Origin of the sequence: Sphingomonas flavida, from assembly GCF_036663655.1 — a bacterium.
Taxonomy (GTDB): Bacteria; Pseudomonadota; Alphaproteobacteria; order Sphingomonadales; family Sphingomonadaceae; genus Sphingomonas.
This window is the reverse complement of the sequence record NZ_JAXOJH010000001.1, coordinates 408,964-420,922: the sequence shown is the minus strand read 5'-3', so window position 1 is coordinate 420,922 and position 11,959 is coordinate 408,964. Positions and strand designations below refer to the sequence as shown.

The 11,959-nt window shown below is 66.3% G+C and carries 10 protein-coding genes; 4 read left to right on the top strand and 6 right to left on the bottom strand.

Annotation, left to right across the window (positions count from 1 at the left end):
* Positions 1-7 precede the first annotated feature (7 nt).
* Both U1703_RS01870 and U1703_RS01865 read right to left on the bottom strand, forming a co-directional pair.
* Positions 8-178 carry a (2Fe-2S)-binding protein gene (locus tag U1703_RS01870; protein WP_320451257.1) on the bottom strand — a complete coding sequence of 57 codons (171 nt, stop codon included), beginning with the start codon at positions 176-178 and terminating at the stop codon, positions 8-10.
* A gap of 79 nt (positions 179-257) precedes the next feature.
* Positions 258-1,496 (bottom strand): DUF418 domain-containing protein, encoded by a 1,239-nt coding sequence (locus U1703_RS01865; protein ID WP_332784347.1) that lies wholly within the window; start codon positions 1,494-1,496, stop codon positions 258-260.
* Between the two features lie 83 nt (positions 1,497-1,579).
* On the opposite strand from U1703_RS01865, the gene nhaA reads away from it, so the two are divergent.
* Positions 1,580-2,980 (top strand): Na+/H+ antiporter NhaA, encoded by a 1,401-nt coding sequence (gene nhaA, locus U1703_RS01860; RefSeq protein WP_332784346.1) that lies wholly within the window; start codon positions 1,580-1,582, stop codon positions 2,978-2,980.
* A 4-nt stretch (positions 2,981-2,984) separates the two neighbouring features.
* Here nhaA and purL read toward each other — a convergent pair whose 3' ends face one another.
* Positions 2,985-5,210 (bottom strand): phosphoribosylformylglycinamidine synthase subunit PurL, encoded by a 2,226-nt coding sequence (gene purL / locus U1703_RS01855; RefSeq protein WP_332784345.1) that lies wholly within the window; start codon positions 5,208-5,210, stop codon positions 2,985-2,987.
* A 98-nt stretch (positions 5,211-5,308) separates the two neighbouring features.
* Here purL and U1703_RS01850 point away from each other — a divergent pair, with 98 nt between their 5' ends.
* On the top strand, positions 5,309-6,118 hold the full coding sequence (locus U1703_RS01850; RefSeq protein ID WP_332784344.1) for a hypothetical protein: 810 nt from the start codon (positions 5,309-5,311) through the stop codon (positions 6,116-6,118).
* 203 nt (positions 6,119-6,321) lie between these two features.
* On the opposite strand, the gene U1703_RS01845 is transcribed toward U1703_RS01850, so the two are convergent.
* Both U1703_RS01845 and map read right to left on the bottom strand, forming a co-directional pair.
* Positions 6,322-7,833 (bottom strand): ABC1 kinase family protein, encoded by a 1,512-nt coding sequence (locus U1703_RS01845; RefSeq protein WP_332784343.1) that lies wholly within the window; start codon positions 7,831-7,833, stop codon positions 6,322-6,324.
* A gap of 7 nt (positions 7,834-7,840) precedes the next feature.
* Entirely contained in the window at positions 7,841-8,668 is an 828-nt protein-coding gene (gene map / locus U1703_RS01840) for a type I methionyl aminopeptidase (protein ID WP_332784342.1), read from the bottom strand.
* A 50-nt stretch (positions 8,669-8,718) separates the two neighbouring features.
* On the opposite strand from map, the gene U1703_RS01835 reads away from it, so the two are divergent.
* Positions 8,719-9,489 (top strand): competence/damage-inducible protein A, encoded by a 771-nt coding sequence (locus U1703_RS01835; RefSeq protein ID WP_332784341.1) that lies wholly within the window; start codon positions 8,719-8,721, stop codon positions 9,487-9,489.
* Between the two features lie 107 nt (positions 9,490-9,596).
* Positions 9,597-10,577, top strand: coding sequence for an SDR family NAD(P)-dependent oxidoreductase (locus U1703_RS01830; RefSeq protein ID WP_332784340.1), 981 nt, complete (start codon positions 9,597-9,599; stop codon positions 10,575-10,577).
* 54 nt (positions 10,578-10,631) lie between these two features.
* Here the strand turns inward: U1703_RS01830 and U1703_RS01825 are convergent, their stop codons facing one another.
* Entirely contained in the window at positions 10,632-11,762 is a 1,131-nt protein-coding gene (locus tag U1703_RS01825) for a transglutaminase-like cysteine peptidase (RefSeq protein ID WP_332784339.1), read from the bottom strand.
* Between the last annotated feature and the right edge of the window lie 197 nt (positions 11,763-11,959).

The following is an 11,959-nucleotide window of genomic DNA, read 5'->3' as shown; positions in this document are numbered from 1 at the left end:
GGTAAAGTCAGGCGGCGGCGCGTTCGTCTTCGATGATCGCCCGTGCGACCACGGCGCATTGGCCGCATTTGGGCTGGCGACCCAGCGCCTGATACATCTGGCACGGAGTCATGGAACCGGCACGGGCCGCGTCGCGGACCTGGGATTCCCGGATGGCATTGCATACGCAGACGACCAAGGTGCTCTCCATCAAAGGCACCGGTTGTCTAGCGCTAATGAGAGTGGGTCGCAAGGCTTTTGCGATGCGTTTGCAAATATTATCGCTGAATCCCGTTGGCGGCCAATCGCCAGATCCGCTCGAGCGGACCCTGTCCGAACCGGTCCAGCCAGGGCTTGGACCATAGGAGCATCAACCCCCATACCGGTATCACCAGCACATACAGGCTGGCGCGAGGCCAGCGGGCGAACTGGCCCAGACCGTGACCGTAGAAGACCAATGTCATCAGGACGCTGGTCCCCAGATAGTTGGTGAAGGCCATGCGCCCGGCTGCCGCGATCCGCTGCGTCCACCATGTGCCGGGACGCAAGGCCAGGAGGATCAGCGCGGCATAGCCGATCGTGCCGATCGGTCGGAACGGCACGTTCAGGCACAGTTCCACCAGCGCCACCATCCGAACGTCGAAGCCGCTGCTCCAGCTTGCCGCCGCCATGCCCGCATAGGCCAAGATCGATACGGACAGCCCGCCCACGGCCCAGCGTCGATAGATGTGGCGGGGCCAATGCCCTGTCAGGAAACCCGATTTCAGCGCCGCCATGCCGAGCAGCATGGCGCTCAGCGTATCGGGGCCGATCTGGATAACGTCGATCAGGGGATTGCCGTTGTTGGCGATACGAAAGGCGGTCGAGGTCGCCCATGATCCGCGCATGGCCTGCACCTCCGGCATCAGGCGCGCCGCCCCCGGCGTTCCGAACGCGTCCTGATAGAGGTCCCATAGGGCCAGCTTCTGCGGCGTATTTCGCGCGGCCGCCTCGAACAGCCCGATACATTCCAGCGCGCCCATGGCCATCGACAGCCCCGCCATCGCGATCGCCGTCCAGACCAGTGGCCGGACGCCCAATCCGACAAAGGCCAGCGCGATGACGCCGACCAACGCATAATGCGCCAGGATGTCGCCGGTCCAGATGAAGGTCAGGTGCGCCATGCCGAACACGAACAGCACAGCCATGCGGCGCAGGTGAAGCGAAGCGCCGTTCCGCCCGGCCTCGTCGGCGCGGGTCAGGATCAACAGCGTCGATGCGCCGAACAGCAGCGAGAACAGCCCACGCATCCGGCCATTGACAAAGATTTCGGTCAAGGCCCAGGCGATCAGGTCGCTCGTGCGCCCGCTGCCCCAGGCCAGGGGATTGGAATAAGCCGGATCCGGCAAGCCGAAGCCGGGCAGGTTGGCGAGCAGGATCGCCATTACCGCCACGCCGCGCAGCGCGTCGAGCGTCAGCAGCCGGTTAGCGGGCGGGGTGCCGCCGGACAGCGGGGAGGGGGCGGGACCGTCGGCCAAGGCAAAGCTCCGTTCAGGCCGGTGGGGACTTACCGATTGCCGCCCGCGATGCAACTGGCGCGGGGGCCAAGCATTGCCCTGTCATGGGATTGTCACCTCGCCTCACGGGCCGTGCTTCGGCGCGTGCGCATCATTCACCCGCCGCGTCGGCGTTTCTTCGTCGGTTCGAGCCATTCTTTGCGGGCAACGAGGTGACGGGTGGCCCCTTGCTGCTCGCCACCATCCTGGCGCTGGTGATGACGAACAGCCCGTGGGCACATGGGTATGAGCGGTTCTGGGATACACCGGTCACGATCGGTTTCGGCGCGCGCAACATATCGCACGCGCTGGCCGAGTGGATCGACCATGCCCTGTTGCCGATCTTCTTCGTGATCGTCGGCGCCGATGTGAAGCGCGAGATGGTGGCCGGGCCACTGTCGCAATGGCGGACGGCGGCGTTTCCGCTGGCGGGTGCGCTGGGCGGGATGGTCGTGCCGGTCGCGCTGTTCTGGGCTGTCGCGGGCGGCTCGCCGGGGGCGGCGGGTTGGGGCAGCGTCATCACGACGGACACCGCCTTCGGCCTGGCGCTGATTGCGCTGTTCGGCACCAGCCTGCCCGCCGGGTTGCGCGCGTTGATGCTGGCCTTTGCTGCGGTCGACGATGTCGGCGGCCTGCTGATCATCGCCTTCGCCTATAGCGGTGCCATCGCCCCGGTGGGAATCCTGGTCGCGGGGGTCGCGCTGGCGGGCATCATCGGTTTGCGGCGGATCGGCTGGGTTTCGACCGTGCCCTATGTCCTGTTCGGCGTGATCATCTGGGGCGGTGTTCTGGCGTCGGGCATCCACGCCACGATCGCGGGCGTCCTGATCGGCCTCACCGTGCCGGTAAAACCCCGGCTGGGCCAGCAGGACTTCGCCGAGCGCGTCCAGCACCGGGTCGATCAGTTCCGCCATGCATATGATGCCGCCGAGCAGGCGCAGGACGACGCGCAGGAAGAAAAACTGCGCCACCGTACCGAGGAACGCCTGGGCTATCTGCACGAAATGGCATCCGCCACCCGCGAGGCGAGTGGGCGATTGATCGAGTTGCTGACCCCTTGGGTCAACTATGTCGTGTTGCCGCTGTTCGCGATGTCCAATGTGCGCATCCATTTTTCGCCGGAGCTGCTGGCGATGATCGGCAGCCCGCTCGTCCTGGGCGTGGTCGCAGGACTGGCGCTGGGCAAGCCGCTGGGGTTCCTGGGCTTTACATGGGGGGCGAGCGCGATGGGGCTGGCGCAGCGGCCCGTTGGGGTCACCTGGCCGATGGTCATCGGCATCGGCGCGCTGGCGGGGATCGGATTTACCATCTCGCTGTTCATCGCGGGGCTGGCGTTCGGCGATGGCGAGATGCGCGAAGCGGCGTCGCTGGGCGTGCTGATCGCGTCGATCCTGGCGGCCGGGATCGGCTATGCGGTGTTACGCCATTGCGCGGAGCCCCGGCACCCGGCCGAGGCTCCGGCATAAGGGATCAGGCCAGCGCGGCGTCCGCACCCATCAGCGTGGGGAAGAAGCCCTCATGCGCGCGGCGCAGTTCGTCGAGCGGCACGACGAAATCGCCGTCCTCGCGCTCGAAGATCAGGCGCGCACCCGCGGTGCGACCGATCCGCTCGACTTCGACGCCCGCCTGATGCGCGTTCGCCAGGAAGTCCATGAGCGCGGTGTCCTCGACCGTGGCGATGTACAGACCCTGATCCTCGGCGAAGAGCTGGCGGCAAGCCTCGCCCGTTTCCGGGAACTGGACCAGTGCCCCGATATTACCCGCCAGCGCCATCTCGGCGAGAGTCACCGCGATGCCGCCGTCGGACACGTCGTGCACGGCCGTCAGGTGTCCGGCGGTGATCGCGTCGCGCACCAGGTCGCCGGTGCGACGCTCGGCGTCCAGGTCGATCGAGGGGGGCGGACCGGCATCGCGGCCTTCGATCCCATGGACCTCGCGGAGCCACAGCGACTGGCCAATCTCGCCCTTGGGGCTACCGATCAGGACGATGACGTCGCCGGTGCCCTTGAAGGCGATGGTCGCCGACTTGGACCAGTCGACCATCAGGCCGACGCCGCCGATCGCCGGGGTGGGCAGGATCGCCGAGCCGCCGCCGGTCGCCTTGGATTCGTTGTACAGCGAGACGTTGCCCGACACGATCGGATAGTCGAGTGCACGGCACGCCAGGCTCATGCCCTCCAGGCAGCCGACGATCTGGCCCATGATCTCGGGGCGCTGCGGATTGGCGAAGTTCAGGCAGTTGGTGATGGCCAGCGGCTTGGCACCGACCGCCGTGATGTTGCGCCACGTCTCGACCACCGCCTGCATGCCGCCGGTGACCGGATCGGCATAGCAATAGCGCGGCGTGCAATCGGTGCTCATCGCGAGCCCCTTTTGCGTGCCGTGGACGCGGACGACGGCGGCGTCGCCACCGGGGCGCTGCACCGTGTCGCCGCCGACCATGTGGTCATACTGCTCCCAGATCCACCGGCGCGAGGCGATGTCGGGCGATCCCATGAGCTTCAGCAGGTCCACCGCCGGGTCCTGGCAACCGGGCGAAGCGATCGCGGCCGGAACCTCGGTCGGGACATGCGGGCGGTCGTAGAGCGGGGCATCGTCGGCCAGGGGGCCGAGTGGAATGTCGCATACGATCTCGCCCTTGTGGCGCAGGACCATGCGGCCGGTCTCGGTGACGTGACCGATGACGGCGAAGTCCAGTTCCCACTTGCGGAAGATCGCCTCGGCGAAGTCCTCGCGGCCGGGCTTGAGGACCATGAGCATCCGCTCCTGGCTCTCCGACAGCATCATCTCGTAAGGGGTCATGCCCTCTTCGCGCTGGGGCACATCGTCCATGATCAGTTCGATGCCGACGCCGCCCTTGGACGCCATCTCGACCGACGAAGAGGTCAGGCCCGCCGCGCCCATGTCCTGGATCGCGACGATCGCGTCCGAGGCCATGAGTTCGAGGCACGCCTCGATCAGCAGCTTCTCGGTGAAGGGGTCGCCGACCTGCACAGTCGGGCGCTTGGCGTCGGCATCCTCGCCGAAATCGGCCGAGGCCATGGTCGCGCCGTGGATGCCGTCGCGGCCGGTCTTCGAGCCGACATAGACGATCGGATTGCCGACGCCGCTGGCGGCCGAATAGAAGATCTTGTCCTGATCGGCGACGCCGACGGTCATCGCATTGACCAGGATGTTGCCGTCATAGGCCGGGTGGAAATTCACCTCGCCGCCCACGGTCGGCACGCCGACGCAGTTGCCGTAACCGCCGATGCCGTGGACCACGCCGGAGATCAGGTGGCGCATCTTGGGATGGTCGGGACGGCCGAAGCGTAGCGCGTTCAGGTTCGCGACCGGCCGCGCACCCATGGTGAACACGTCGCGCAGGATGCCGCCGACGCCCGTCGCCGCACCCTGATAGGGTTCGATATAGGACGGGTGGTTATGGCTCTCCATCTTGAAGATCGCCGCCTGGCCGTCACCGATATCGATGACGCCCGCATTCTCGCCGGGACCGCAGATGACCTGCGGCCCTTCGGTGGGCAGCTTCTTCAGGTGGATGCGGCTCGATTTATAGCTGCAATGCTCGGACCACATGACCGAGAAGATGCCGAGCTCCACCATGTTGGGCTCACGGCCCAGCGCGGTCAGGACGCGCTGATATTCTTCTTCGGACAGGCCGTGGTCGGCGACGATCTGGGGCGTGATCTCGGTCATGGCCCGCGCCTTTAACGTGGTGTCGCGGCTTCGTCACTATCGGTGTTGGGATTGATGCGCCATGATTGGCACGGGACGACAGGCGGGGGGACGACGCGATGATCCTGACGATGATGATGGGCGCGGCTCTGGCGGGTGCTTCGCTGCCGCCCAAACCCGAACGGGCGATGCTGCGTGAGGTCCGGACGCTCTATCGCGGCGCAGGCAATCGGATGTGGCCGGGGTTCGCGCAGGTTTCCCTGGACCTGCTGCTGATCGGGCCGAAGCGCGAGACGTTGTTCTGCCACGGCATGGTCAAGGGCTTCATCCCCGCCGGGCGCGATCCTATGACCGGATGCGCTTTGCAGAGCCGCGCGCGGCAAATGGCGGTGGATCTGGCGGCATCGGCGGATTTCTTTCCCGGCGGGCAGACGATCGCGATCGGCTATCCCAAGGCGCTGGAAATGACCCCGGCCTATTGGAAGGCCACGGTTCTCCACGAGGCCTTCCATCTCTATCAGTCGCATCTGCCGGGTTATGCGCAGGCCGTGGACGCGCTTGGTCTGGCGCAAGGAAGCGATGGCAGCTGGATGCTCAACCATCCCTTTCCCTATGCCGATCCGAATGTCGGGGCAGCGTTTCGGACGATGGGGGAGGCGGGGTTGGCGTTCCTTCATGCCAAGTCGCCCGCCGACCGGCGCTTGGCGACCAAGGCCTATGTCGTCGCACGCGACGCGGCGCTGGCCAGGGTGAGCGAGGCCGACCGGCGCTATTACGAGTTTCAGGTGGGGCAGGAGGGCGTCGCGCGCTGGACCGAGTTGACGCTCGCCCGCCAAGGTGATGCGGCGATGCGTGCCCATGGCCGCGACTATTGGACAGGCCTTTCGACAAGCCTCGAGGCTATCCGCGATCAGGGTCTAAAAATGTAGAAACGCAATGCGTTCTACGTCTATGGTGCCATGGAGGCGGAGATGTTGGAACAGGCAGGCGTCGATTGGCGGTCCGACTATCGCCGACGACCCTTTGGCATGGGCGAGCAGTTGAAAAGGCTGGAGTAGGGCCAGTCGACATTCATTTGATCTCTCCCCTGTCAGGGGAGGATTTTTGCGGAGCGCCTGAATGTCGATCAGCTCTAACCCAGCCGCATCGCGACCGCGATCGCCACACCCGACAGCGCCAATGCGCCCGCGATCCAGCCTGCGCCCGTGCGGATCGCGGCTTCGATGCTGGTGGTGGACACCGCGGGGCTTTCGCTCTCCAGCTTGCGGGTCGTCGCGCGGATCAGACGGGGCAGGTCGTCGCCCAGCCGATCAAGCTCCAACGCCAGCGCGGTCGCACGCTTCGTCCAGCGATCAGGTGACAGCCGTGCCTCGACGATCCGGACGCTTGCCCGACGGAGCGCGGCGGACAGGTCGAAATCGGGCTGTATACCGCTCAACACGCCGTCGATGGTGATCAGCGCCTTGAACAGCAGCAGCATGTCGGGCTGCAGGACGATGCGCTCCTGACGCAGGATGGGGAAGATATCGCCCAGGATCGCGGCCAGTTGCAACGTGCCGCCACCATGTCGGGCGACCAGCCGCTCGGCGACGACCTGAAAACGTTCGGATGCAATATCATCGGTTTGCGACCAGCTCTTCAACGTATCCGCCAAAAGCACGGGGTCGCTATTGGCGATCGATTGGGTGAAGGCGATCACCTCCTCGCGCCGTCGTGGAGAAACGTGACCGATCAGCCCCAGGTCGAGCATCGCGATGCGATTGCCCGGCAGGCACAACAGATTGCCGGGGTGCGGATCGCCATGGAACCGCCCGTTGATCAGCGTCATGTCGAGCACGATGTCCGCACCCGCCGACGCGATCGCGGCCGGGTCGATTCCGGCCGCGCGCAGATCATCTGCGTTGCGCGGCGGCACGCCCGCGATGAAGTCCATGACCAGCAGCGTTTCGGACGACTGTGCCCAGTGAATGGCCGGGACAATGACGCGCGGATCGCCGGCGAAATCCTCGCGCAGGCGGTCGGCGTTCCGCCCCTCATTGGTGAAGTCCAATTCTTCGAGGATGTCGCGGCCAAGCTCGCGCACCATACGGACGACGCCGTATCGGCGAGCCTCGGCATTCGTCGCCTCGACCATCGCCGCCAACTGGGTCAGCAGCCGCAAATCGGCCTGCATGACCGCACGGATGCCCGGGCGGCGGATCTTCAGGACGACCTCGGTGCCGTCGGCCAGCGCGGCGCGGTGGACCTGCGCGATCGAGGCGGCGGCCAGCGGCTCGGTATCGAACCGGGCGAAGGCGGTTTCGGGTGATTCGCCGAGCGCCTCCTCCACCTGTTCGCGCAACGCGTCGAAGGGCAGGCGGGGGGCCTCGCTGTGCAGCCGCTCCAGCTCGGCGATCCAGTCGGGCGGCAACAGGTCCGCGCGGGTCGCCAGGATCTGGCCCAGCTTTACCCAGACTGGCCCCAGTGCCTCCATGGCCTGGCGCGTGCGCGCAGGCAGGTCGAAGAGCAGCGCGTCGGCGTCATGCCGTGCCGGGTTCAGTCCCCACCGCGCGAGCAGCACGTCGAGGCCGAAGCGCGACGCCGTCGCGATGACCTCGGCCAGGCGGCCGCGGTCGCGTGCCGCCACCCGGATCGCGCCCAGCACCATGGTCTCAGGCGTAGGGCGGTTGTGTAAAGCCCGCCGGGCTGAGCGTGAAGATCTCGCAACCCTCTTCGGTGATGCCGATCGAATGTTCGAACTGCGCCGACAGAGAGCGGTCGCGAGTCACCGCCGTCCAGCCATCGTCGAGCAGCTTCACGTCCGGACGGCCGATGTTGATCATCGGTTCGATGGTGAAGATCATGCCGGGCTTCAACTCGGGGCCGGTGCCGGGGCGGCCGACATGGACGACCTCGGGCGCGTCGTGGAACAGCAGGCCCAGGCCGTGGCCGCAAAAATCGCGGACCACGCCGTAGCGATGCTTTTCGGCATGACGCTGAATGGCGTTGGCGACGTCGCCCATATGGTTGCCGGGCCGCGCCTGCTCGATGCCCAGCATCAGGCATTCATAGGTCACCTCGACCAGCTTTCGCGCCTTTAGCGGAACGTCGCCGATCAGGTACATGCGGCTGGTATCGCCGTGCCAGCCGTCGACGATCGGGGTCACGTCGACATTGACGATATCGCCCGACTTCAAGGCCTTGTCGGACGGAATGCCGTGGCAGACAACATGGTTGATCGAGATGCAGGTCGAATGCGCGTAACCGCGATAACCCAGCGTCGCCGGGACCCCGCCACGCTCGGCGATGAAGTCATGGACCAGCCGGTTGATCTCGGCGGTCGACACGCCGGGCACCATGTGCGGCACCAGCATGTCGAGCGTCTCGGCAGCCAGACGGCCCGCCTTGTGCATGCCGTCAAAGGCTTCGCGGCCCCAGAGCTTGATCGCGCCGGTCCGCCCCTGGGGCGCGTCGGCGGAAACGGTCACATAATCGGTCATGGCCGCGATATAGCGTGGCGTGTCCGATTATGCGAGGCTATGTCCACGCCATGACATCCGCTGCCACCCCCGAGCGTATCTGGACCGCCGCACTGGTCGTGATCGGCGACGAAATCCTGTCGGGCCGTACCCAGGACAAGAATGTCGCGCAGGTCGCGACCTGGCTCAACGTCCAGGGTATCCGCCTGGCCGAAGTGCGTGTGGTGGCGGACCGGACGGAGGCGATCGTCGAGGCGGTGAATACGCTCAGGGCACGCAACGACTATCTCTTCACGACCGGCGGCATCGGTCCGACGCATGACGATATCACCGTCGATGCGATTGCCGAGGCGCTGGGCGTGCCGGTGATCGAGCACGCCGAGGCGCGGGCGATCCTGGACCATTATTACGTCGATCGCGGCGGCGTGACCCCGGCGCGGGCGCGGATGGCGCGCACGCCGGAAGGGGCGTCGCTGATCGCCAATCGCGTGTCGGGCGCGCCGGGCATCCACATCGCGAACATCTTCATCATGGCGGGGGTGCCGCACATCACGGCGGGGATGCTCGACGCGCTGACCGGTACGCTGGAGGGCGGGCGTCCGGTCGTATCCGGCACCATCGGTTGCTGGGTCGGTGAAAGCGAGGTCGCCGAACTGCTCCGCTCGGCCGAAAAGTCGCATGAGGGCGTCGCGATCGGCAGCTATCCCTTTTTCCGCGAAGGTCGCACCGGCGCCAATTTCGTGGTGCGCAGTCCCGATGCGGCCATGGTCGAGGCGTGCCTGCACGACCTGACCGTCGCGCTCGAGGCGCTGGGGCATCACGTCGCGCAGGGCGGCATCTGACGGGCGGGAAGCCTTCCTTAGCATTTGCGCGATAGGATGACGGGCTGCCCCCTTTTGAAGCCGTGCCGCGAAGGAAAGTGCGTTTTGATGACGAAAGTCCGCTGACCATGGCCGGGACGCCTATTCTCGTCACCGGTGCCGCTGGTTTCATCGGTCACGCCACGGCGCATCGTCTGCTTCAGCGTGGCGAGACGGTGATCGGCGTCGACATCGTCAACGACTATTACGACCCGGCGTTGAAGGAAGCGCGGCTGGCGACCTTGGCCGGGCAGGATCGGTTCTCCTTCCACCGCATGGACATCGCCGATGCAGGCGCGGTCCGCGCACTGGTCGCCGATCACGGCATCACGCGCGTCGTCCACCTCGCGGCACAGGCCGGGGTGCGTCACAGCATCGACAATCCCTTTGCCTATGAACGCTCCAACACCGCCGGGCATCTCGCGGTCTTGGAGGCATGTCGCCACCAGCCGGGGTTCGGGCATCTGGTCTATGCCTCGTCCAGCTCGGTCTATGGCGACAAGCCGATGGGCGGGGCGGGCTTTCGCGAGGACGAACCATCGGTGTCGCCCGTCTCGCTCTATGCCGCGACCAAGCGCGCCTGCGAGTTGATGAGCCAGTCCTATGCCGCGCTGTTCGGCTTTCCGCAGACGGGGCTGCGTTTCTTCACCGTCTATGGCCCCTGGGGTCGGCCGGACATGGCCTATTTCTCGTTCACCCGCAAAATCCTGGGCGGCGAGCCGATCGAGGTCTTCGGCGGTGGCCGGATGGCGCGCGACTTCACCTATATCGACGATATCGTCGACGGGATCGTCGGTGCGCTCGATCGGCCGCCATCGCGCGGCGATCACCGGCTGTTCAACATCGGCGGCAGCCATCCGGTCGGCCTGATGGACATGATCGCGACGCTGGAAAAGGCGATCGGGCGCGAAGCATTGAAGATCATGAAGCCGATGCAGCCTGGTGACGTGACCGCCACCTATGCCGATGTGTCCAGGCTGAACGCGCTGACGGGCTATGACCCGCAGGTGCGACTGGACGAGGGGCTGGGACGCTTTGCTCGATGGTACAGGGATCATTACCGCATCTGATGGCACCGGTCCGGGCGGCGGTGCATCCGTCCGCCGTCCGGACCTTCGCCTCGGTCAGGCGGTTTGCGCGCGATCGGGCGCATACCAGAGCATCGGATCGTGCATCGACTGGACGCTGAGCCAGCTATACGGTGCCTTGGTCCACCCCACGACATAGGGTGAGCGGCCATCGAGGACGACATCCTCGACATCGGTCCGTGCGACCAGCACCGTGTGCAAGCCCGATGCGCGCGAATAGACGACTGCGAAGGCCAGCCGATCGGGCGGGAAACCTCCGTCGATCAATTCCGCCCGCTTCTCGATCGCCAGGTCCTCGCAATCGCCGACCGCGCCCTTGCCGTCGCCGCTGCGCCGCCACAACTCGCCCACGCCATAGATTTCGGCGTCGGTGCGCTGGCGCACGCGGCTGTTCACATGATGGTTCACCTGCTTCAACAGGGCCTTCAACGCGGATTCGGGGAGCGCGGTCGGCTTCGCTTCGGCCGTTGGCGGCTGGACGACAGGCGGGGGAACGTCGGGCAGGGAGAAGGAGCAGAGCTGCGTCGTCACCGACAGCAACATGCTCGCTACGGCACTCGGCGTACATGGGCCATCTTGCACCCAAAGGGCCGCGTTCACGGTTCTGGGCGCGATCATGTCTCGGGACCCGGTCGTCAGGGACGGACCATCCTTGCGCCACGCGACCGCCGCGACGAGCGCAGGCGGCGTAAAGCGCTGCCACGACGCGCCGGTCTCGGCGAAGGCGCGCGCGGAGCATTCGACGTTCGGGGCGAGGGGGGGCGTGAGCGGGGCAGTCAGGCCGCGGGAGGCGTCCAACCGCGGGTCGGTCGGGGTGTCGAGGCAATCGGGTGGCGGACGCAGGACGGGAAGCGCCACAGGAGTCACGATCGACAGCACGGGCACGGCCATACCGACCGGACCAACCGCATCGCGCGTCGCGCGATCGCTCAAGCCCGCCGTGATCAGCGCGGCCCCGGCCACGATGGGTCGTGTCGGAGAGCAGAAGCCGGGCTCCACCCCACTCTCGCACATCTCGACAAATCCCCTGGGCGCGGCGGTCGCCTGACCCGGCTGGATGAAGCCACCGGGCAAATCCTTTGCCTGCGCGCCCGTGGCGCACGACGTCGCCGCCGCCAACGCCAGCAGCGCGGACTGGGTCGTCGTTCGAACAGATAAAGAAACCATGCCGATCTCCTCGAAATCGAGGGAGACGGTGGCGGCCAAGCCATTGCACGGCGGTTCAGGGGAAAGGTTTAAGCGCTGTTTACCAGTTTTCCGAGGGCGACGGACCAGAGCACAGGCCGCAGGGGACTTCGCAGCCTGGTTTGCCGGTTATGTAACGGATACGCTTTATGGGCCGTTAAGCGGTTTCCGTTGATTGG